The sequence below is a fragment of the uncultured Aquimarina sp. genome (assembly GCF_947495315.1).
Taxonomy (GTDB): domain Bacteria; phylum Bacteroidota; class Bacteroidia; order Flavobacteriales; family Flavobacteriaceae; genus Aquimarina.
In genome coordinates this window covers 22,126-44,678 of sequence record NZ_CANLYD010000018.1, presented here as the reverse complement: position 1 = coordinate 44,678, position 22,553 = coordinate 22,126, and the positions used below count along the sequence as shown (strand labels likewise).

The 22,553-nt window shown below is 31.2% G+C and carries 20 protein-coding genes; 14 read left to right on the top strand and 6 right to left on the bottom strand.

Annotated features, from left to right (window positions below):
* Positions 1 to 67: 67 nt before the first annotated feature.
* Positions 68 to 1,486 carry a DNA/RNA non-specific endonuclease gene (locus tag Q0910_RS24075; RefSeq protein ID WP_299222431.1) on the bottom strand — a complete coding sequence of 473 codons (1,419 nt, stop codon included), beginning with the start codon at positions 1,484 to 1,486 and terminating at the stop codon, positions 68 to 70.
* 244 nt (positions 1,487 to 1,730) lie between these two features.
* Between Q0910_RS24075 and Q0910_RS24070 the strand changes: the two genes are divergently transcribed.
* From Q0910_RS24070 to Q0910_RS24025, 10 genes are all read left to right on the top strand, one after another.
* Complete coding sequence (locus Q0910_RS24070; protein ID WP_299222428.1) at positions 1,731 to 3,359, top strand: carboxyl transferase domain-containing protein; 1,629 nt, start codon at positions 1,731 to 1,733, stop codon at positions 3,357 to 3,359.
* Positions 3,360 to 3,498: 139 nt separating this feature from the next.
* Positions 3,499 to 5,241 carry an AraC family transcriptional regulator gene (locus Q0910_RS24065; RefSeq protein ID WP_299222426.1) on the top strand — a complete coding sequence of 581 codons (1,743 nt, stop codon included), beginning with the start codon at positions 3,499 to 3,501 and terminating at the stop codon, positions 5,239 to 5,241.
* A 113-nt stretch (positions 5,242 to 5,354) separates the two neighbouring features.
* Positions 5,355 to 6,488 carry a hypothetical protein gene (locus tag Q0910_RS24060; protein WP_299222424.1) on the top strand — a complete coding sequence of 378 codons (1,134 nt, stop codon included), beginning with the start codon at positions 5,355 to 5,357 and terminating at the stop codon, positions 6,486 to 6,488.
* Positions 6,489 to 6,708: 220 nt separating this feature from the next.
* The gene (locus tag Q0910_RS24055) at positions 6,709 to 7,338 is read left to right on the top strand and encodes a hypothetical protein (protein WP_299222422.1); all 630 of its coding nucleotides are present in this window, start codon (positions 6,709 to 6,711) and stop codon (positions 7,336 to 7,338) included.
* A gap of 87 nt (positions 7,339 to 7,425) precedes the next feature.
* Positions 7,426 to 7,587 carry a hypothetical protein gene (locus tag Q0910_RS24050; RefSeq protein ID WP_299222420.1) on the top strand — a complete coding sequence of 54 codons (162 nt, stop codon included), beginning with the start codon at positions 7,426 to 7,428 and terminating at the stop codon, positions 7,585 to 7,587.
* Positions 7,588 to 7,978: 391 nt separating this feature from the next.
* Positions 7,979 to 8,776 (top strand): hypothetical protein, encoded by a 798-nt coding sequence (locus Q0910_RS24045; protein ID WP_299222418.1) that lies wholly within the window; start codon positions 7,979 to 7,981, stop codon positions 8,774 to 8,776.
* Positions 8,777 to 9,023: 247 nt separating this feature from the next.
* Positions 9,024 to 10,025 carry a hypothetical protein gene (locus Q0910_RS24040; RefSeq protein ID WP_299222416.1) on the top strand — a complete coding sequence of 334 codons (1,002 nt, stop codon included), beginning with the start codon at positions 9,024 to 9,026 and terminating at the stop codon, positions 10,023 to 10,025.
* 30 nt (positions 10,026 to 10,055) lie between these two features.
* Positions 10,056 to 11,522 carry a zinc-dependent metalloprotease gene (locus Q0910_RS24035; RefSeq protein ID WP_299222414.1) on the top strand — a complete coding sequence of 489 codons (1,467 nt, stop codon included), beginning with the start codon at positions 10,056 to 10,058 and terminating at the stop codon, positions 11,520 to 11,522.
* A 201-nt stretch (positions 11,523 to 11,723) separates the two neighbouring features.
* Complete coding sequence (locus Q0910_RS24030) at positions 11,724 to 12,524, top strand: hypothetical protein (RefSeq protein ID WP_299222412.1); 801 nt, start codon at positions 11,724 to 11,726, stop codon at positions 12,522 to 12,524.
* A 298-nt stretch (positions 12,525 to 12,822) separates the two neighbouring features.
* Entirely contained in the window at positions 12,823 to 13,011 is a 189-nt protein-coding gene (locus tag Q0910_RS24025; protein ID WP_299222410.1) for a hypothetical protein, read from the top strand.
* An 83-nt stretch (positions 13,012 to 13,094) separates the two neighbouring features.
* Here Q0910_RS24025 and Q0910_RS24020 read toward each other — a convergent pair whose 3' ends face one another.
* The 3 genes from Q0910_RS24020 to Q0910_RS24010 form a co-directional block, all read right to left on the bottom strand.
* The gene (locus tag Q0910_RS24020; protein ID WP_299222408.1) at positions 13,095 to 14,417 is read right to left on the bottom strand and encodes a M24 family metallopeptidase; all 1,323 of its coding nucleotides are present in this window, start codon (positions 14,415 to 14,417) and stop codon (positions 13,095 to 13,097) included.
* Positions 14,418 to 14,502: 85 nt separating this feature from the next.
* A complete protein-coding gene (locus tag Q0910_RS24015) occupies positions 14,503 to 15,231 on the bottom strand; it encodes a response regulator transcription factor (protein ID WP_299222406.1) in 729 nt (242 codons plus the stop codon).
* Positions 15,232 to 16,242 (bottom strand): sensor histidine kinase, encoded by a 1,011-nt coding sequence (locus Q0910_RS24010; protein WP_299222404.1) that lies wholly within the window; start codon positions 16,240 to 16,242, stop codon positions 15,232 to 15,234. It lies immediately after the preceding gene.
* A gap of 251 nt (positions 16,243 to 16,493) precedes the next feature.
* On the opposite strand from Q0910_RS24010, the gene Q0910_RS24005 reads away from it, so the two are divergent.
* The 4 genes from Q0910_RS24005 to Q0910_RS23990 are packed head-to-tail and all read left to right on the top strand — an operon-like array spanning position 16,494 to position 19,583.
* A complete protein-coding gene (locus tag Q0910_RS24005; RefSeq protein ID WP_299222402.1) occupies positions 16,494 to 17,213 on the top strand; it encodes a hypothetical protein in 720 nt (239 codons plus the stop codon).
* Positions 17,214 to 17,216: 3 nt separating this feature from the next.
* Positions 17,217 to 17,603, top strand: a complete 387-nt coding sequence (locus tag Q0910_RS24000) for a hypothetical protein (protein ID WP_299222400.1) — start codon at positions 17,217 to 17,219, stop codon at positions 17,601 to 17,603.
* 17 nt (positions 17,604 to 17,620) lie between these two features.
* On the top strand, positions 17,621 to 18,178 hold the full coding sequence (locus Q0910_RS23995; RefSeq protein ID WP_299222398.1) for a DUF6515 family protein: 558 nt from the start codon (positions 17,621 to 17,623) through the stop codon (positions 18,176 to 18,178).
* Between the two features lie 16 nt (positions 18,179 to 18,194).
* Complete coding sequence (locus tag Q0910_RS23990; RefSeq protein WP_299222396.1) at positions 18,195 to 19,583, top strand: hypothetical protein; 1,389 nt, start codon at positions 18,195 to 18,197, stop codon at positions 19,581 to 19,583.
* Between the two features lie 293 nt (positions 19,584 to 19,876).
* On the opposite strand, the gene Q0910_RS23985 is transcribed toward Q0910_RS23990, so the two are convergent.
* On the bottom strand, positions 19,877 to 22,030 hold the full coding sequence (locus Q0910_RS23985) for a von Willebrand factor type A domain-containing protein (RefSeq protein WP_299222395.1): 2,154 nt from the start codon (positions 22,028 to 22,030) through the stop codon (positions 19,877 to 19,879).
* Positions 22,031 to 22,247: 217 nt separating this feature from the next.
* Complete coding sequence (locus tag Q0910_RS23980; RefSeq protein WP_299222394.1) at positions 22,248 to 22,526, bottom strand: hypothetical protein; 279 nt, start codon at positions 22,524 to 22,526, stop codon at positions 22,248 to 22,250.
* Positions 22,527 to 22,553: the final 27 nt, after the last annotated feature.

Here is a 22,553-nt window from a genome sequence, read left to right as displayed (position 1 = left end):
AATAGATTTCATAAAAAAACAGGAACTTAGATATTAAGTCCCCGTTTTAGCATAGTTAAATCATATTTTAATTAGAAGGTCCGTTATCTATTCTAGATTCTAAAACAGATTCGACAGAGTTCGTGATATTTTCCAAAAGATCATATCCGGTTAGACTCTCAATATCATTTACAGAAGTTCTAAACTGGGTCCAATCAGAACTGATACCTTGATCATTCGGTACATTAATACTAATTACTCGAGTAGATGTGGTTACCCGATTAATATCATTAGTACCATTTGGTAATATGAGTGCAACCTTCCAGAATGAATCCGGTACGGTAATATTTCCTCCATCTATTGTAGAAGCGAAACCATTTCTTCCGGTTCCTCCGCTTCCTGCTACTCCTGCTACAATATGAACTTCATTCCCTTCTAAGGTTAATGATCTAAGGTAGTTTTCAAAATTTGCCCAACTCCTTTGATTATTATCTGGAGCTTGCGGGGCAATATTACTCATATAATAGGTATTCTCATTAGAATCTGCAGAGCCGTTTCTATCTGCTGATGGACATAAATGACCTCTATCAAAACCTGAATTCGTATAATCACTAGATGTAGCCCGAAAAAAATTACTTGGTAAGGATGTATCTCTTTTGAAACAATTACATCTTGGTGTACTACCAGTCCAAGCATCACTTAAATGCCAGCTTACCCAATTGGCTGTTCCTCTACTATTATTATACGAAAGAATAAAATCTGGTTTTGATAAATAATAATTACTTGAACTAGATCCTGCATTAGACGGATTACCAAAAGTAATATTACTATCCCTAGAAGCAGAACCTCCACCTCCTCCTGTAGTTCCTGTTATTATTTCTACATTATCTATATTAATTCGATTAGAGCCTCCGGAAGTCTTGTATACTCCATATCGGACACTTCTGGTTTCATTTAGGTTAAATGTAACGGTATTTAATACTGTAGAACTGGTTGTAACCGTAGATCCCACATAGGACCAAGAAGAACCATTATCAAAAGAAGCAATCAATCGCCAAGTAGAATTATTATCACTTCCGTATTTCGCGTGACGGATTCTAATAGTTTGTACACCATTATCCATATTAAATGACATAATTGCATATCCTGTATTTCTAATTCTAATGGACTTAGCCCCAAACTTACGATCATTAGACAACGTTCCGATTAAAGCATCGCTTAGATACCAGCTACCGGAAGAAGATAGATTGACACTGCCAGCAGCGTAGCTACCTTTTGATCCGGATTCATAGGTTTCTGTAAAACCATCCGCTCTTTTTTCTGAAAAATTATGATCGTGAGGGCCTTCATTATCATAATAACTTGTTTCTACTTTGATTTCTCCATCTATTTTAAGTGGAACGGATTCGATATCTTGATAAAAAGATTCGTCTTCCACGCTACAACTCACAATTGAGAGTGTGCTAAAAATTAAGAAAAACAGCGTGTTCAATTTTAATAATTTCATAGTTGAGTTTGATTTTAGATTAATATTTAACTAGTTGGTTTTAAGTTAGATATAAAACTACCTGACAATTGTTAATTATCTGATAATCAAATGTTAGCAAACTGTTATAAAACCACTTATAGAAGAATAGTCTGTAAACATTTAGGAAACCTAAATTTTGAAAATAACCTTATGCAGTTGCTTTTGATTTTAATGATTTAAAAATTCCTTGATTTTTGTATTTTCGTGCAAACAATACACACAAATGGATATAAACTTCAATAAGAATGAAGATCACAATAAACTTTTGGTCTCTTCATTACGCCAGAAACTAGGAAAAGTAAAACTTGGTGGTGGAGAAAAGCGTATAGAAAAACTACACGCTAAAGGTAAACTGACTGCTCGAGAGAGAATAGCATATTTATTAGATGATGACACTAAAGCAATAGAAATTGCTGCATTTGCTGGTGATGATATGTATGCTGAACATGGAGGATGTCCTAGTGGTGGAGTCGTTATAAAAATTGGACATATTAGTGGTAAACAATGTATCGTAGTAGCTAACGATGCTACTGTAAAAGCTGGTGCATGGTTTCCTATTACAGGAAAAAAGAATCTTAGAGCTCAGGAAATTGCTATAGAAAACAAATTACCTATTATTTATTTAGTAGATAGTGCAGGGGTATATCTTCCTATGCAGGATGAGATTTTTCCAGATAAAGAACATTTCGGAAGAATATTTAGAAATAATGCGGTTATGAGCAGTATGGGAATTACTCAGATCTCTGCAGTTATGGGAAGCTGTGTAGCGGGAGGAGCATACTTACCCATTATGAGTGATGAGGCATTAATTGTAGATAAAACAGGAAGTATCTTTCTAGCTGGCAGCTATCTAGTGAAAGCTGCTATTGGTGAAAGTATTGATAATGAAACCTTAGGTGGAGCAACTACTCATTGTGAAATTTCTGGTGTTACCGATTATAAGTCTAAAGATGATAAAGATGCTTTAGATACTATAAAAAATATAGTGTCTAAAATTGGGGATTTTGACAAAGCAGGATATAACAGAATCAAATCTTCTAAACCTAAAAAAGATCCAAAAGACATCTACGGAATTTTGCCAAAAGCAAGAAATGAACAATATGATATGATGGAAATCATCCATCGATTGGTTGATGATTCTGATTTTGAGGAATATAAATCTGGTTATGGTCAGACAATCATTACAGGATATGCTCGAATCGATGGCTGGGCTGTTGGTATTGTGGCTAATCAACGTAAGCTTGTAAAAACGAAAAAGGGTGAAATGCAATTTGGTGGTGTGATCTATTCTGATTCTGCTGATAAGGCTACTCGGTTTATAGCTAATTGTAATCAAAAGAAAATACCTCTAGTCTTTTTACAAGATGTTACTGGATTTATGGTAGGCAGCAAAAGTGAACATGGAGGCATTATAAAAGATGGTGCAAAAATGGTGAATGCTGTTAGCAATAGTGTAGTACCAAAATTTACTATTGTTATTGGTAATTCTTATGGAGCCGGTAATTATGCAATGTGTGGTAAAGCCTATGATCCAAGATTGATTTGTGCTTGGCCAAGTGCAGAACTTGCAGTAATGGGAGGCGCTCAAGCCGCTAAGGTATTATTACAAATTGAAACAGCATCATTAAAAAAGAAAGGAGAAAAACTTTCTGAAGAAGATGAAAAAGCACTATTTGATAAGATCAAGGCTCGATATGACAAACAGATTTCTCCATATTACGCGGCAGCTAGAATCTGGACAGATGGTATTATCGATCCATTAGACACTAGAAAGTGGGTTTCTATGGGTATCGAAGCTGCTGACCACGCTCCTATCGAAAAGCCTTTTAATCTTGGAGTAATTCAGGTATAAAAAATAGCGAATGTTAATATTCAACTAAAGCATTCGTTATACTTTATCGATTTTATGGTAATTGTACAAAATATCCAATTACCATAAAATCAATAAACAAATACATCTTAACCTTTTTTAGATACATCATTTTTTACTTATGAGAGTTATTACTATACCCTTTTTATCAATAATACTCTTGCTATCTTTCTATAAAGGGTTAGCTTTTCAAGAAAAAAATATCTCTAAAGCCGATATAGAGTTTATTTCCCACGAAAAAAACACTGATACTGTACAATCGTTTCTGGCTCAAAAAATAAATAAAAATATAGAGCAGGCTGAATTAGGTTATAAAGTCTATTTAAATAGAGGTATTAAAGAAGATAATGATACTATTCAATTCTGGGCTAACTTCTATTTAGGAAACATCGCGTATTCGAAAAAGAAATATGATTTAGCTATTCAATATGGTAACAATTCTGTACGTTCTGGAGAGAAATTAAAATATGGAGGTTATATCATAAGTGGCTTGTCAATTCTTGGAGCTTCATATCAGGAAAAAAGAGATCGCAAAAATGCGTTGAATCAGTACTTACATATGAAAGAGGTTATTAAAAAATATAATCTTAAGCAATATGAAATTGATAATTTAGTAAGTATTGGTCAAATTCGAATACGATTGGATCAAAATGAAAAAGCTTTAGTTTCTTTAAAAAAAGGACTGGAGTTACTTCAAAAACCAGCATATAAATCTCAGAATAATTATAGTGCTAAATACTTATCTACCATCCAAGGCATTGGAGTTTGTTATTATAAGATGAATAACTATGATGAGGCATTAAACTATGATTATAAAGGATTGCAATATGCCGAGGAACATAATCTAAAAGAATATATTATTGATTTTAACCTTAATATAGGAGAAGCATATATTGGAAAGAAAAAATATGATAAGGCGCTTTCTTATTTAACTATTGCTAAATCTGACGTTTTAAAAGAAAATAAAAAAAATGATCCTGATCTTTTTACAGCTAACCTGCACATAGCAACTTGTTTTTATGCGCAAGAAAAATATAAAGAAGCTAGAGAGTTATTACTAGACAATTTTGAACATATAAAAGAGAATGTAGAAGTTGAGAAAATAAGAGAGGCTTCTAATCTAGCAAAAAAATGTGGAGAAAAACTAAATGATACTGATTTACAGTTTAAATATATTACAGCATATACTAAAATTGTTGATTCATTATATCAAAATGAAATGAGCGCACAAGAAAAACTGTATGATCATGATATAGAAAACCTTGAAGAGCAAAATCAAGATTTGATTTCTAAAAACACCATTTACATTATTAGCTTTCTACTTACTCTTATTTTGGCCATTATCGGTTTAATTTACAATATCAAAACCAAACAAAAAAACAAACTTTTATATGAAGAATTAAAGAAAGAAAGGATACATGAAATTGTATCTGAGCCAGAGACTTTAGCTGTTTCAAAAAAGGAATATATTACTGATAAAAAAGCGGAGGGTCTATTACAAAAATTATCCTCTTTAGAAAAAACAATGTTTTATTTGAGTATTGATTGTAACCTCTATAACACAGCAAAAAATATCGAAACAAATACAACTTATTTATCTAAAATCATCAATGAATATCGTAAACAATCTTTTAATGATTATATAAATGAATTAAGAATTAAATATTTTAGAAATAAATTAAATTCTGATGCAAAGTTTCGTTCCTATACAATTAAAGCAATTGCTGGCGAATTAGGGTATGGAAGTGTAAATACTTTTGCTTCGGCATTTAAGAAACAAACTGGATTAAGTCATTCCTACTATATAAAAAAAGTAAATAATGAGATCCATAATTCTAATCAAAATACCCAAAAAACTTCCTAAATTAAGTTAAGAATAACATCAATTTTATAAAATTGATGTTTCTAACACCTTTATATTCATGATTCTAACTGCACAAGTTTTATTTTTACTAGGAACTAACTAAAAATGTTATAATGAATTATAAAAACACAATATGCACTATATTTTTTTTGGTCATTTACTTTACACATTTTTATGGACAAAATCATGTAAATTATTCTAATGTAAGTATAAATGTCAATGTAGATATAAACTCTGGGAAGTTAGAAATCAACCCATTAGACATACAGAATCTTAAAGTTTCAATATATGGATCGGTAGATATATTTATATATGGTACATATGATTCCTTTCGATCAGAACTGCCAACAGAGAAAAGGGTTACTTTATCAGTATCTCCTAACTTTATATATACAACTTTAGCACCTATTATAATTCCTCCTACTCCACCACCCACCGCTAGGTCACAATCAATAAGAATAGATGAAGAGAAGGTTTTGCTAGGTCGTTTTAATTTAGGTCTTACAAATCCGAATTATATTGTTACAAGAGGAGAACATATATTTAAACTAAATATATCAGAAGAGTTCAATAGAATTGTGACCGATCAACAAGAAATCACTATTGATATTTTTGACCCACAAGATTTGGCTGATTTAATAGTTACAAATGCCGAAATATTAAAAAACGACATCAGTGGCATTATAGATGGAGTAATTATTAAAACTTACATCATGAATGCAGGAAGAGAAGATATTACAAAAAAATCAAAAGTGAAATTCTATTACAAAATAAATAATGAACTTCAATTATTAGGTTCAACTCTGCTGGAGTCATTAGATACAGGAGAACGAAAATCTATTATCTTATCTATTAAAGGTAGTATCTATCAGAACATAGTTAATGATTATATATATATCGTAGCAGATGCAGATGATGATATATTTGAATTAAGTAACAATAACAACATCTTAGAATATTATGTCCCTGAAATAGAATTAGGTAAGGATAATATAAAAACACATCCTAATCCTTTCGAGAAAACTGTAAATTTTACGTTTTTTATGAATAACGAATCAAGTTTTTACGCTTCCCTTACTATTTATGATTACAATCTTAATGTTCGAGGTAAAAAAAGATACAGAATAACTCCAGGAGATGCAAAAAAAATGATATCTTACTCGGATAGTTCACTCCCTGCTGGAAAGTATATTTATAACCTTTTGATTGAAAATATTCAATATTATGGTAGTATAATTAAAAAATAATAGTATTTACAAAATATAAATACCTAGGCGGTTTCTTGAGACAAAGAAATCGCTTTTTTAATGGATACAGGAATTATAAGAATACTCTGTTTATAAACAATGTCAAATTTATAAAACTGACTTTTCTTCTTTTTTATAATCAGTGATTTACCTATAGTTTTACAGATATATGCCGGCCGGCTATTATATCATAAATCATTTTAAAACTATAATTAATATCATGAAAAACATTTTGAAAAAAACCATATTCACGCTATTCTTATTAGTGGTAATTAGTTGTCAAAAGGAGGATGACAGTATTATCGAAGAGAATCTCTTAATAGAAAATGAAATTAGCGAAGTAAGTGAAAAAAGTAACCCAGAATATCTTATCGTTTGCTCTATAGATGGTATTCCTAGCGGATATATAGTTCAAGAATATATATACAATAGTCAGTGCCCAAATTCTAATCTATTTTTAGGAACCTATAATGCCGCTATCGTAAAACGAAATGGAACTCCAAGATTAAGTGCTGCAGGAGCGGGTTGTGATGACAACTATTGTATTTGGATCAAAGGCTCTAATTTTGATAACAACTCTTATGTAGATATCCGAACTACAACTGGTTCCAGTATCATAGGAACTTATCGAGGTTCTAACCGAACCTTAACAACAAATGCTCAAGGACAACAGGTAATTACATTACGATTAGGATCTGCTTATGAACGTAGTCAATTTGCCAGTAGTGGTTTACGAATTTGGGTTGTAAATCCTGATCCAAGAAAATGGGCAGATGGTAGAACAGTAAGAAGACCTGGTGGAGGCAACGGAGGTCCAATCGACCCTCCTTGTAATCCTATATGTCCATAAACTATTAAATAATTCAAAGAATATAATTCATACAAATGTGCGGAAACCGAAAAGCCATTGAGAGAGTAGGTATAAAAAATTATAAGTATGTTAAATAATATTTTAAAATTACAAGGAGTAGAAAAGCTTAATAAAGAAGCAAAAAAAACAATTAATGGAGGAACAGATTTTGGTGATCTTATAACTTGTATGAGGTTATGTGGTGGAAGTTGTAATGACTTTGGAAGATGTTTCTGGATGGAAGAATAATCAATTCATAATTGAAAATCAGGGCTTCTTTCGGAATTTTCGAAAGAAGCAACTGATTGTAGAACCTTAGTCAATTAGAATATCTCACTCTGTTTACTATTAAACAATCAGCAGGAACAAAACTAGTTTTACCATATATTCTTAAAAAAACAGAACAAATATGCCATCTATAGCATTGGAATTTGACACTCTTAATTGTTTTACAGTTAATGAGAATTTTAAATTTACAAAACGTTTCATAAAGACTCTGGTTTAAATTACATTAATGATGTTTTATGTCAGTAATAAACTAGTTGTAAATACTCCTAATACCTCATGTCGATTATATAAATTAATAGAATTTATTGAGCTATCACAGTATCACATAAAATACACTAAACTCTTAAATCAAATGAAAAAATCATTGAACTATATTTTTTTCACATTCTTAATCACTATGATGATTTCTTGTGAATCAGAAAGTAACTTTCTAAAAGAAGATGAACAGTCTATTTCCTTATCAGACGCTGATAATTTTTTAGAAATGAAAAAACAAATGGAAATCTTCACTGAAAATTCTAGAAATAATACTTACCCTTCAGGTAAAGCTCTTTCAGGTAGTATTCCTCAAATTCAAATAAAATACGACCCTAACACTCAAAATGTTAGTGGGAATCTGATAATCAATATAACACAAAAACCTGCAAATGCTAAAACACAATGGATGACTTTTAAGTTTACAGGACAAAACTTTTTTGGAGGTCATCCTATTTTTCCAAACTTTGCTGGGACCCATGTTGCCATTGGTGTACTAGGACATGCTAGCAATTACATCTCTGGAGTTGGAGCCATTTTAGGAAGTGAATCTAGAGGGACTGATTATCCAACTGCATATTATGAATCTTACTGGAATGGCGGAAACCATTTAGATTTCATGGATGATGATTTTAGTCCGGCCAACCATTCAAGATTATTCGACGCACAGGAATATAGCTTCATCTTACATGCTAATCATAACGGTTGGGTATGGTTTAGGATACTTGATCGGAATAACAATATTATCATTGACAGAGTCAGAAAATATGTAAACCCAAATATGGATGAATTAATATCCAGTACGGGAATATTTATTTTAGGGCTTAAAAACTATGGTTTCCCAAATAATCATTACCAACTTAATTTAAGAACAATCAACTATGGATGGTTTTAAGTAATATTATTATTAAGTGATTTCTGAATTTTATAAAGGCAAAATAGTACTTAACTATAATAAGAAACCTAGAGATAATAGGAATACAAAAGGTTTGACAAATCCATATCGATACATTATCTAATCTAAAATATTCGTAAAGCAATCATACAAAACTTATCTCTATATCAGAATTGATATAAAGATAATAGAGGTGCCTGAAAATTCTAAAAAAATAGAGTAAGGTTCATAATTTAATAATCAAAACATGAAAAATATATCAAAATCTATAATCGCGGTACTACTAATTTTCTCAGGAATAAATATGTCTGCTCAAAATACATTTCCATCAACTGGTAATGTAGGAATAGGAATTACCAATCCACAACAAAAACTACATATACATTCTATAAACCCACCCGCTTTTACATTGTTATCAGGAACGGCGCCAGGTGTATTGTTTTCTAAAATAGCATTTCCAACTAATAATTTAGCTTTAGCAGCAATAGGTTTATCTACTAATTCTAATGGTTATCATTCTGGTTCTATTACAGGAGATTTTAATATTAGAGGTGGTGCAGGAAGAGATATTTTAATTGGAACTCTTGCTTCTTCTAACTCAACCAATGGAACTGAAAGAATTCGTATTAAAAATAATGGAAAAGTTGGTATTGGAGTAATTGATCCACAAGCAAAGTTAGATGTAAAAGGTTCCATTAAGAATGATAGCTTTGACTTTAAAAATAATTCGGGTGATTTAAGAATGAGAAGATTTGGAGCTGGTGATATCACATGGAAAAGAGCAATGGTTCCGATTTATAATGCCAACACAAACAAATCTACCTTGATGGTTAATTTTGTAGGTGATTTTGAAGAAGGAGTTCGCATTGCCGGCTCAAAACTAAATGTAGATGGCCAAGTAGGTATAGGTACAACGGATACAAGTGGATATAGACTAGCTGTAAGAGGTAACATACTAGCAGAAGAACTTAAAATCAGAACCTATGCTAACTGGCCGGATTATGTTTTCGAAACTAATTATGAATTAAAGTCATTAACAGAAATAGATACTTATATTAAAGAAAATGGTCATTTACCAAATATTCCTTCTGCTAAAAAAGTTACAGAAGAAGGTTTCAATGTGGGAGAAATGAACGCTAAACTGCTTGAAAAAGTAGAAGAACTTACGTTATACATTATCAAATTAAATCAAGAACTTAAAGAAGTTAAAAAAGAGTTGAAAATCAAGTTTGATCCTTCATCAAAATAAAACAATAAACAACGATTAAAATTTATTATTATGAAAAATACATGCATAATGATCGTTTCTCTATTGTTTTCCTCCTTTGGTTTATTTGCTCAGATACAACAAGAAACTTGTATATCAAATATAAATCTTGATCAATATAAACTATCAATTGAACAATCAAAAAAGAGAAATTTTATAAATCAAAATAACAATACATATAGTATAAAACTAAAGCCACATATCATAAGAAGATCTAATGGAACCGGAGGATTGAGTCAATCTGAATTGTTGGCTTCATTAACTCAGCTTGCCAGCATTTATATACCAATTGGCATTACATTTGAGTTTTGCGAAGCAAACTTTATCGATGATAATGAAATATTTGATGAACTTATTGCTTTTAGTAACGAAGAATGCACAATGGGAAATCAATACAGGGATCCAACAGCCATTAATGTCTTCTACGCTCCTAATGCTGTAGGCTGTTTAAATTTTTTTCCAAACTGTGGGAATCCAAATTGCTCAGGAACCTTCCCTGTGAATTGGGCATATTTCCCATCTAGTGAAAATGAATGGGTGGTCATGAATAATAGCTTCGCCACGCAAGATCTTACGTTATCTCACGAAATTGGACATTTTTTTAATCTTCTTCATACGAATCAAAGGAATAATATAGAAAGAGTGGTAAGAGAAGGGAGCAATGCTAATTGTAATCGTTTTGGTGATTTATTATGTGATACCAATGCATCACCTACTCTTAGTCCGAATGCTCCTTTATCAAATGTAAACGATAAATGTCAGTATATTGGTACAGAAACTGATCCTTTAGGAGAACCTTATAATTCAATAAAATTTGGGGTAAGTCCACAAGTAAATAATATAATGCATACTGGCTTCAGGGATTCTGACCTAGAATGTAGAACTAGGTTTACAAATGGACAAATCAATCGAATGCAAGCATCTATTAAAAATGATTATGGCCATTTATCAGCTACTTGCGAAAATAATTGTCTTGATGATATAATAATTACACAGAATGTAACTTCGGGACAAATTGATATTCAAGAAGCATCCAATACAATAGTTGCTAAAAATAAAATCTTCAGCAATGCAACCGCATCATATAGCGCAGGTCTAGATATTACGTTTAAACCAAATTTTGACGCTAACTTGGGATCAGATTTTGAAGCTTCTATTAAGGAATGTTCCAATGCACAAAGAAATCTACCTATTGCCATTAATAATAAAAGAGTCAACTATAGTTTTATTAAAGATGGTAATAATTTAATTGTATATCCAAACCCTTCTAGAGGGAATATAACAATAGAATATCCATTTAGTAATCTTGACTCATATCAAATAGAACTCTATAATTATTTAGGTAGCAAAATGTTAGAAAAGAGCGTCAGTAAATCCAATAACATTGTGGATTTAGAGATTTTACCAAATGGTATATATTTCATAAAACTATTTGATAAACAATCAGTAATAACAAAAGAAATTATAATATCAAAATAAAGGATAACTGCAAAATCAATTATTACCAATAATCTTAAAAAGCCATCTAATAATTTATTAGATGGCTTTTGCCATGAAATAGACTAGATGTATTTATAAATTTAGACAGTTTTGGGATATTCAACTATGAAAAAATAATAATCATCAATAAAATAAAAAGTAATAAATCTAGTTTTTAAATATAACTTAAAAGCAAAAACAATGAACAAACCATTTTTTAAAATTAAAGTATTAAGCATTGCTATAATGGCCTCACTATTTATAGTGAGTTGTAGCGACGATGATAGTAATAACAATGTATCTTCTGAGATTACTCAGGAAGATGTAATGAAAAGTTTAGAAGTAGAAGAAATTTCTAATTTTATTGATGATCTGACATTAGATAACATCTCAATGAACAGATCAAGTGCTGAAATTTCTTCAAAATTTAACAGACCAGGTTGTGCAGATTTTAGTGTTACTGATACAGGATATACACTCACTTTTACAGATTGCACCACTGAAGACGGTGAAACGATCAGTGGTTCTATGAATGTAGCTATACTTATAGAAAATAACACTGTTTCTACGTCTATTACTTTTGATAATTTAACTTACGCAGGTAATTCCATTAATGGTAGTAAGAGTACATCGTATTCTCTAGATACAACTGATGGAGGAAATTTCATGTACACAGTTACTTCTGATTTATCAATTACTTTAGCAGATGGAACTAATGCTTCAGAACAAGGAACTAAAACCTATACAATTACTGGTCTTGGCGCTTCTGATGCAGCATATACCCTGAATGGAAACTGGACCGTAACTCTAAATGCAGATACGTATTCATTATCAACTGTTCCAGCTCTAGAAGGTACTCTAAGCTGTGGATATATTACTACTGGAACTTTAGTAATGACTAAGAATGCCTTAAGTGCTTCTATCAATTATGGAGATGGTACTTGTGATAATAAGGCAACAGTAACCTATCCTGATGGAACTACGGAAGAGATAGATCTATAGACATAAATCTGGAAATCTTAATAAAGCATCCGTAAAAGCATATTTTACGGATGTTTTTTTACCTACAATTTTATTAAAAAAATGATAAAAACACAGAAAACAGATGTGGGGAATTTATTTTATTTAATTTAGAGATTATTGACATAATTATTTTAATATAATGTCAATGTGTAAATGGAAAAAATAGTATCCTTTTTAATATACTTTAAAATTAAAAGGACAACAAGTTACTAATAACTTATTGATTGAAATGCAATATTTTTTGTCATGTAATTATTAACCTTAAATATATATACAAATGAAAAAAAGCATTTTAAATTTAGAAGGAGTTTCGATCATTAACAAAAGAGAACAACAGGGAATTAATGGAGGATTCTCTCCAATATGTCCTATTTTTCAAGAATGTTTTTCCGATAATGACTGTCCTTGCGGTCCCTGTGGAGTGGTAATTAATGGTTTTGTTATTGATGATTTATGTGCCTTCTAATAAGAAAGTGAATACTTGTTTTACTAAGGAATCTTTTAAGGTTTAGCTAGTAAGATTCCTTAGTAAAACAATAATTTTCAGATCTATTTTCTTTTTGGAATAGTGATTAACTCGGTTTGTCTTTCATTTACATACCTAAAACCTTTAGAACCCCAAAAACCAGCCTCTTCTAGCATAATTCTGATGTCTTTATTCCATTCTGGTATTGTAACAGTAGTATTTAGTTCTATAGCATACACAGTGTTTTCGTATAATGGATAGTCGCCATTTACTGGAACACCTCCTTGAGAATCCCACATTCCGATTGTGGTACCGGAAGAATGTCCATATAACCCTAAAGGATGCGTATATATCGATGGTTTTAATCCTTCTGCTCTACCCTCTTCTAATGATTTTAATAAAATCTGATTTCCAGTTTTTCCGGTTTCAAAATTTGCGGTAAAAATATCCTGAACACGATTTCCGTCAGAAAAAGCCTTAGTCAGAAATTCTGGAGGAACCATTTCTTCATTATTAAGGATATATGCGTGCTGCTGACAATCTGTATTTAGTCGTAAATATGTAATTCCGAAATCACAATGAATTAAATCTCCTTTGCGAATAATCTTTTTATCAGGTCTATTGGAAAAGGAAGTAATATGACTTTCTAATTTCTCTCCTGCCCTTTGGATATCTACTGTTGGGTGAAACCACGTTTTTAATCCCATATCAGTAACTTTCTGACGTAACCACCAAACTACATCATCAGTAGTAGTTGTTCCTGGCTTAATAACCTTTGTACTAAATGCCTCTGCTATAATATCATGAGTTGTTTTAACCAATTCTTTATATAATTCCATTTCCTGTTCGGTTCTGGTTTCTATCCAACCAATTGCCAATTTCTCTGCAGAAGTGACTCTAGACTGGTAATTCTCTGGAAGTTCTTTCATGAACTCTTCATAATCAGTTTTTACAATACCATCTACAATACCAAAATGCTTAGAATAATTAACAGCAATTTTTTTAGGATCTCTTTTTGTAATTATATCCATAAGTGCTTTCCACTGATCCGGTTGCTTCTCTTTATCCCAAGCAGAATCAATATTTTTGCCTACATTATACCTTGCTACGGCTAAATGCTCGATAGTGTTTTTTTCTTTATCCCTATAAAAAACAAGTATGGTTCTCCTTCTGGCATTAAGCCATTTAGCGGGCAGCATTGTTCTAAGAACAGGATCTTCATTGTATTCTCTGGAAATCAATATCCACATATCAAAATCCGTTCGATCCATAAGCTGAGGTAACAGGTTATTAAACCTATCAGAAAGGATTTGATCAATGATATCAGCGCGATCCCGTTCCGGAAGGATTTGCGCATTGGATATGTTCGTAATAATAAGTAAGGTAAGAACTAGTAATTTTTTCATTTGTGTGATTCATTAAGTTCGAATAAAAGTATCACAAAAATGTTTAAGAATATAATTATGAGATACCTTATTCATATGAACTTATCTATTTTATCTCACCAAATATTCTTTTCACAATATCCGATTTCTTATCTCTACTTACTGGAATTTTCTCATCTCCAACATGTAACATATTTCCTTCAATGGCATCAACCATTACAGAATTTACTATATAAGACTTATGAACACGAATAAACTGATCATATGGTAAGTCCAATATTAGTTGTTTTAGACTCATTAAAGTAATGTGCTTCTCATTTTTGCAAACAATCTTTACATATTCTTTGAGTCCTTCAATGAATACTATTTCATCAACCATTATTTTTATGATTTTAGCATCCGATTTAATAGTGATCGATTCTATAGTTTTTGATTTTAGTATAGGATTTACAATGGTATCATCGCTGGATTTAGTATCTAATAATTGTTTAGCTTTATTTACAGCTTGTAAAAATCTTTCGAATGAGAATGGTTTTAATAAATAGTCTACAGCATCCAGACCAAAGGCATCGAGAGCATATTCAGCATAGGCAGTTGTAAAAATTGTAACAGGTTTATGAATAAGTGTTTTTAATAAGTTAACGCCATTTAATGTTGGCATCTGGATATCCAAAAACAAAAGATCTATAGGTTCTTTGTTAAGAATATCAATAGCTGCTATTGGTGATTTTACTTTACCTACAATTTCAAGATCAGGAATTTCTTTCACAAAATTCTCAAGGAGCTGCAATGCCAAATATTCGTCATCTACTAATAAGACTTTGACTGTCTTCATCTAAGATTCAAGTTCATTTATGATTAATAAAACGTTGAATAAGTTACCATTTTCTTCACAATGTAACTCATACGATTCTGGATATTTGAGTGCCAATCGTTTTTTTATATTTTTTATACCGACTCCTCCAACTTTATCTTTCTGTTGATTACTATCAATTTTTGTATTCGTAGTCTCAAAAATAATCTTATGTTCTTCAATGGTTAGTTTTAGTTTTAAGAATGCATCAGGATTGGTATCGAAATCTCCGTGTTTTACACAATTCTCTACCAAAGGGATCAAGATCATGGGTTCAATTTTATGCATCCCTATTTCGCCAAAAATAACAAATTGAAGATTAGGTTGTTCTTCTTTTGTCATACTAAATAGATCAAGGTATTTACGGATATGTGCTGTTTCATCTTTCAGAAATACTTTTTCCTTAAGACTTTCATAAATACTATATCGCAAAAGATCTGCTAATCCTAAAACCATTGCAGGTGTTTGATCGGATTTTACTACCGCGAGAGAATATATATTATTTAGTGCATTAAATAAAAAATGTGGATTAATCTGGGCCTTTAGGTATAACAGTTCTGCTTCATTTTGTTTGGCAATGATAGCCTGCGCAATCCTTTCTTTTTTGATACGATTTTCAAGGGTAGTCAAAATAGTACTCAATATTATAACAATAAATAAGGTTGTAATTACAACCCTTCTTTCTTTTACAGGTGTATTGTTTGGGTTTAACTCATAAAACTCCTTAAAATAAGGAACTTCCAAGTAAATTTTCAAAACATAAAAAAAAAGTAACAATCCTATTCCCCAAACTACGAATCTGAGATATTTTTTATATTCAAGACACTTATTAATTGCAAGATATCCAAAACTATAAAATAATGATATATTAAGTACACCCGCTATCAAAGTATGTCTTAATGCATACCAAAAATTCAGATTGTTTGACTTATAATAAACAATCAGGATAAAGTAGATTGTCCAAACTAGACTATGAGTAATTGTTCTGTGCATTTTTAACAACTAATATTGAAAATAGTATGAGAGCAAAGTAGATAAATTTAATAGAAATATGAACTGTAATCAACAATCTGCTGTTTTTATTCAATAATCTGTATTGATTCATCAATTTACCAATTATTTACAGATTATTGAATAAAAATAGTTGATCAAGTCTATATCAATACCAATGGTTGAATACTTTTCTAAACCAGGAATAATCCTATCAAATTTGTATCAATCTAAAACTTTAAAAACAAATAATCATGAAAAAATTAATCTTCAATCTTATAGTTATTAGCATATTAACTGCTTCAGCCATCTCCTGTCAAAGAGATGAAATAAATTCTTTTGGGGAAATTTCAGAAGCAGATGCAGTAGAAATTATAGAACAAGCGATAGTATCAGATTCGTATGGAATGGATATCCAAGCTGAGGACGCTGTAAATACAGAATCTTCTATGAAATCTAAAAATAATATTTGTGGTGTCCTCAATGAGGTTTCGACAACAAGAAATAGTATTTCCGGAGCTATCATATATTTTACTCATAGCATTGACTATAGTTTTGAACTTATTTGCGAAGGAAATATGCCTCAGGCATATGATATTGATTTCAGAGGTAATGGTCAGTATATTTCTCCAAGATTAGAATCAGAGGATATCATTACCTATGGTGCCAATTTATCTAATTTATTACCTGCAGACGGTCCGTATATTTATAATAGTTCTTTTACAAGAGAAGGAGATCAAATTCTTAAAATAAATGGTAATCGAAAAGAATTCAATAGTACTTTGTCAATCGCAAGTAGTCAAATACTTATAGATAAAACGACTCGTATAATTCTTGGAGGTAGTGCTATTTTTTCATTAACTGGGAATTTAACAAATGGAGATGCTTTTTCATATAATGGTTCTATCATTTTTCTAGGAAACGGAAGGGCAACTATAGAAATTGGGAATACTATTTATAATGTTAGCTTATAAAACATGAATAACATCCTAAAAACCGGAATATGTTTTGCGATATTAATACTATATTCAATTCATATCCATTCGCAAAACACATTTTTATGGTTGGAAAAAAATCCCGAAAAACGCTCTAAAAAAGTAACAGAATGGATGATGAATCAGCTAGAATTAAATGAAGATCAGGTGGAAACAATGAAAATTATTAATCTTAAGTATGCTAAAATAATGCAACCCATTTTGTTTTCTGAAGATTTGATATTGGATAAATGGCGGAAAGCTCAAAAAATCAACATTATCCGGATTGAAGAAAGTAAAAGTATTCTTAGTAAACGTCAAATAGAATTAATGGAAGAAAAGAAAGCCAGACTAAAACCATTACTGGAATATCTTCTAAAATTATTGTAATTTTTAATGACATAATAATGAAATCAAAAAAGTATATATATTTAATCATTTTATTATTCTCTTTTTTTCTGTTTCCTGATATGAGCCAAGCGCAAGTAGTTAGGAGTTACAGAGGAAAAAAAGTGGTGGTGGTAAAAACAAATAATATAACCAGGAAAAGAGTCAGAAGACATCGCAGACTAAGTAGACGAACATTACGCAACTTGCCTGCAGGAACTAAAACAATCATATTTAAAAAGGTTCATTATTATCCTATAAATGGATTTTATTACGTACGAAAAAGCGGTACATATCATCGCGTCTTCCCTCCTGTTGGATTTAGAACAAGAAGTATCCCAGGAGCAGTTACCAGAATAGTAGTTGCTGATATATCCTATACATATGCTAATGGTTTTTTTTATAAATCAATAAATAATGAATTTGAGATTGTTGTTCCTCCTGCAGGTGCAGTCATAAAAAAACTACCAGAGGAATCTATAGAAGTACAGATTGAAGGAATAAATTATTATACATTTAATAATACAATTTACAAAACTGTTGGTAAAGAATTCCAAGTAGTAGCTCAATTAGACTAATTTATAATATTAGAAAATGAAAAGTATTCAGTTAACTTTATTTATGCTTTTAAGTATTAGTGTTACTTACGCACAATTACCTCCAAAAAACCCTTTTCTTATAGATTCACCTTTTTCGGCTGTTCATAATGGTAGTTATAGACAAGGAAACAGTTCTTTACCCGGACTCAATAGTAATGATGAGATAACTGTTTCCTTTGCTTCAACGCCAAGAAATAAAGTTTCTCCTTGGTTGTTATACTCCGAAAGCTATCCAGATGGGAGTCATACTATCTGGGGAAGTACAAGTACTCATATATTCAAGGCTATTTCTACGGAAACCGAATTTAGAGTAATTAGTAAGTATCGTATTGATTATAATCCAATGATCAATGATTTAAGTTGGTCTTTGCTGTTACTAGAAAATCATCAAGTATTAACATATGATGACAACAAACTTTATGTCTTTGGAGAGAAAGATAATACAGATCCTAGGTCCGAAATCATTTTAATAAAAACAATTGAACTGCCGAAAAATATTTCTAGTGTATCAAAGCTGTGTAGATTGTATGATGGCACTATTGCATTTGCGTCATCTAAAGGTTTAATAGGAATCTTGGACAGTAATGATTTTAGTATAAAAACTACATATCAAATACCTTTGGAGAGAAAAGAAAAGGCCTATCATAATGATTATGCAGCTGATGAAAACGGAAATATTTTTATTTCTACTACAAAAAAGATGCTTTGTGTGCAATGGAATGGTACAACGATTACTCCAAAATGGGAGGTTTCAATGGATTTCGGAGGAAATCGTTTTCAAGGTATCGGTACAACACCTACATTATTAGGTAGTGGAACACATGATAAATTAGTTTGTGTAGTGGATAGTAAAAAACCTGCAAGAATGCTTACTTTTTGGCGTGACAACATACCGATTGACTGGAAAGGAATCAAAGGAGAAAATAAGCGTGTAGCTGCAATTACAGATCTTCCAGGAGCAATGGTTCCTAATAAAATTAATACAGCTGTTGAAAATTCTCCAACCGCATATGGATATGAAATCGTTTGTGCACAATATAATGGATTTTTAGGCCAATCCTGTAAAAACAAAAAGGGTGTTTATAAACTTAAATGGTATGAAAAAAATAATACTATGAAAATAGTTTGGCATCGTTATGATATTAACCTGAACAATGTTATAACATATAGTATAGCATCCAATATGATATATGGCTCAGGTAGAGAAGCGGATTGTAATTATTACTATTATGCCTTAGACTGGGAAACAGGTAAAACGGTTAAAAAATTTAATTTGGGTGATAATAAGAAATATGATGACCCAGGTAACGCTAACATTATTGGTCCAGATAGAAGTATTATATTCAATTCTAAGAAAGGATTAGTTAGACTTAGACCAAGATGAATAGAATATTTTTTTTAACGATATCACATAATAATTTATCATATCCCATCATTTTTTATTCGATTCTGCCAAGCTTATTGATGTTTTTACTTAAGAAAACTTAGATAAATTACTTTTCTTTATCTTTTTTATGAAGGTATTCTAAGAACATGATCTTCAGTGTATTCTCAGGAAATCAATATCCACATATCTAAATCCGTACGATCTATAGATTCGAATAAAAGTATCACAAAAAAGAGACACCTGCAATGCTTTGCTAATGTCTCTTTACTAATCAAACTCAACAAACTATATTATAATGTCTGATAACTATTCATTAATCTGATAAATTCAGCTCTATATCCCTGATTATCTTTTGCTCTATTTTCTTCTGCCAAAATGACGATATCTTTTATTTGATCATTATTTATGTATTTTGATTTTCTAATTTTCATTCCAAACCAAGCCACGGAAGCTGCAAAACTAAAATCTTTAGAAACTTTGTTTTTACCAGTTTTTAGTACGTGTATCATTTCAATACTTTTACTTTCTTGTGGTCTTTTATATCTAAATTTTACCGTTAGCAATTCATCTCCAAAAGTTTTATTGATTTGAGAGTCCGTATATTTTAGATCTGGAATATCGTTAAGATACTCACTTCTAACACCTACGGGAATTACTTCATATAAAGCAGTAACTGTATGTCCACTACCTAATTCTCCAGCGTCTTTAGTATCATCCACAAAATCCTCATCAGCCAACATTCTGTTTTCATATCCTATAAGACGATATGCCTGTACTTTTGCCGGATTAAATTCTACCTGAATCTTGACATCTTTTGCTATCGTATATAGCGTTCCTCCAAACTCTTTACCTAATACTCTTTGTGCTTCCTGCATCGTATCGATATACGCATGATTACCATTACCTTTATCTGCCAAGATTTCCAATTTACTATCTTTATAATTATTCATACCGAAACCTAAACAAGTAAGAAACACTCCAGATTTACGCTTTTCTTCTATTAAGGTTTTCATATCGGTATCACTACTCATTCCAACGTTAAAGTCACCATCGGTAGCGAGAATTACACGATTATTTCCGTTTTTCATGAAATTTTCCTGAGCAATCTTATAAGCAAGTTGGATTCCTGCTCCTCCTGCGGTAGATCCTCCAGCGCTAATGTTATCCAAAGCTTGATTAATTTCATTTTTATAGGCTCCAGATGTAGGTTTTAAAACCATTCCGGCAGCTCCTGCATACACTACAATAGAAACCTTATCTTTTTCTCTTAATTGATTTACCAATAATTTGAAAGCTCTCTTTAATAATGGTAATTTATTGGCTTGATTCATAGAACCAGATACATCCAATAGAAATACAAGATTGGATGCGGGAATTGCATCTTGTGGAATTTCCTTTCCTTTTAAACCTATTTTGACTAATTGAGTTTCTTTATTCCAAGGAGTTTTACCATATTCGGTATGGATCGCAAAAGGATGATCTCCTTCTGGTTGTTTATAATCATACTCAAAATAGTTTATCATTTCTTCTATCTTTACAGCATCTGCAGGTATTTGTTGTCCATTGTTAATCATTCTACGCACATTACTATAAGATGCTTTATCCACATCTATAGAAAATGTAGATAATGGAGAGGTCTGCACTTTTTCATAGTTGTTTTCTACAATCTCCTCATAGGATTCATTATTTTCTATTTTATAATTCCCCTTATGCGTAGTTATTATTATACATCCGTGAACTGCTCTAGATCCATATATAGAAGTAGCTTTTGTATCTTTTAAAACCTGTACATCTGCAATTTTTGATGGATTTATATGTTGAATCCTTTTCACATCTTTATTATCAACGGGCACACCATCTATAATATATAATGGTTGTTGTGAAGCAGAAACACTATTGGCACCTCTAATTATTACAGAACTATTTGAATTGGTATGGCCATTACTATTAGTAATAGTTAATCCAGCTACTCGACCACTTGGAGCATTGGTTAATGAAGTATTTGATTTTTTTCTTGCTCTTCTAGCTTTCCTTCTTTCTGCTCTGGACGTGTTTATGGATTCACTGCTAACTGTTGAGACTGAATATCCTAATAATTTGCGTTCTCTCCTAATACCTTGAGCAACCACTACGACTTCCTCTAATGCAGCGGCTTCTATTGCCATTGTTACGTTTATTATAGAACTATCTTTTTTAACCTCTATTTCTTCTAATTCATATCCTATAAAAGAAAAAGATAAAACATCTCCTATACTAACCTTAATCTTATAGTTTCCATCCAAATCGGTTTGCGTACCAATATTTTTACCTTTGACTAATATATTTACTCCAGGAATAGGATCGTTAGTATTGCTATCTGTTACGGTACCGGTAATTGTAAGTTCTTGTGCATACGATATTCCTGTGATCAGAAATACCATTATAAAGTAGTGTATAGATTTCATAATTGATAGTTTTTTTAATTATGAAATAAAACTACTTCTAGGAATGTCTAATTACAATCACTATTGAGGGAAGTGGGTATTTGATTTAGGGAAAGTAGGTGTTAAGATATTATTTTGAAGTTCGGGTTTATTACTCCTTAATATCATCAACAAATCAAACCATCGAGTTGATAATTTGATTTGTTGTTTATTTTGTTAAGGTTTTATAGCCCTGGATCTAATTCCCGGAACATCCGTTTATAGTATCTTGAATTCCACTCCATATCTGGCTTTTTGGTGCTAGTACAGGTTTTTTTACAATCGTATAAGCAACACTCTCCTTGGTTGGGTCGAAATCAAAGTCAAGAACAACATCACCTACAATTGTACTCGTTTTTGCTGTTCCTTTATTAGCTCCTGGAGGAGCATAAATTGTTCCATGTTCTTTTAAACTAGTTTCTTTTACACATTCCCAGGTTGAAGTACTTACTCCATTAAAAGTTTTTGAATCAGACATAATTGATATGTTTTAGTTAATTATTTA

Bases quoted from the DNA above. Each gene is read 5' to 3' on its own strand.
- Q0910_RS24075 (WP_299222431.1), bottom strand. From the start codon at position 1,486: ATGAAATTATTAAAATTGAACACGCTGTTTTTCTTAATTTTTAGCACA.
- Q0910_RS24070 (WP_299222428.1), top strand. From the start codon at position 1,731: ATGGATATAAACTTCAATAAGAATGAAGATCACAATAAACTTTTGGTC.
- Q0910_RS24065 (WP_299222426.1), top strand. From the start codon at position 3,499: ATGAGAGTTATTACTATACCCTTTTTATCAATAATACTCTTGCTATCT.
- Q0910_RS24060 (WP_299222424.1), top strand. From the start codon at position 5,355: ATGAATTATAAAAACACAATATGCACTATATTTTTTTTGGTCATTTAC.
- Q0910_RS24055 (WP_299222422.1), top strand. From the start codon at position 6,709: ATGAAAAACATTTTGAAAAAAACCATATTCACGCTATTCTTATTAGTG.
- Q0910_RS24050 (WP_299222420.1), top strand. From the start codon at position 7,426: ATGTTAAATAATATTTTAAAATTACAAGGAGTAGAAAAGCTTAATAAA.
- Q0910_RS24045 (WP_299222418.1), top strand. From the start codon at position 7,979: ATGAAAAAATCATTGAACTATATTTTTTTCACATTCTTAATCACTATG.
- Q0910_RS24040 (WP_299222416.1), top strand. From the start codon at position 9,024: ATGAAAAATATATCAAAATCTATAATCGCGGTACTACTAATTTTCTCA.
- Q0910_RS24035 (WP_299222414.1), top strand. From the start codon at position 10,056: ATGAAAAATACATGCATAATGATCGTTTCTCTATTGTTTTCCTCCTTT.
- Q0910_RS24030 (WP_299222412.1), top strand. From the start codon at position 11,724: ATGAACAAACCATTTTTTAAAATTAAAGTATTAAGCATTGCTATAATG.
- Q0910_RS24025 (WP_299222410.1), top strand. From the start codon at position 12,823: ATGAAAAAAAGCATTTTAAATTTAGAAGGAGTTTCGATCATTAACAAA.
- Q0910_RS24020 (WP_299222408.1), bottom strand. From the start codon at position 14,417: ATGAAAAAATTACTAGTTCTTACCTTACTTATTATTACGAACATATCC.
- Q0910_RS24015 (WP_299222406.1), bottom strand. From the start codon at position 15,231: ATGAAGACAGTCAAAGTCTTATTAGTAGATGACGAATATTTGGCATTG.
- Q0910_RS24010 (WP_299222404.1), bottom strand. From the start codon at position 16,242: ATGCACAGAACAATTACTCATAGTCTAGTTTGGACAATCTACTTTATC.
- Q0910_RS24005 (WP_299222402.1), top strand. From the start codon at position 16,494: ATGAAAAAATTAATCTTCAATCTTATAGTTATTAGCATATTAACTGCT.
- Q0910_RS24000 (WP_299222400.1), top strand. From the start codon at position 17,217: ATGAATAACATCCTAAAAACCGGAATATGTTTTGCGATATTAATACTA.
- Q0910_RS23995 (WP_299222398.1), top strand. From the start codon at position 17,621: ATGAAATCAAAAAAGTATATATATTTAATCATTTTATTATTCTCTTTT.
- Q0910_RS23990 (WP_299222396.1), top strand. From the start codon at position 18,195: ATGAAAAGTATTCAGTTAACTTTATTTATGCTTTTAAGTATTAGTGTT.
- Q0910_RS23985 (WP_299222395.1), bottom strand. From the start codon at position 22,030: ATGAAATCTATACACTACTTTATAATGGTATTTCTGATCACAGGAATA.
- Q0910_RS23980 (WP_299222394.1), bottom strand. From the start codon at position 22,526: ATGTCTGATTCAAAAACTTTTAATGGAGTAAGTACTTCAACCTGGGAA.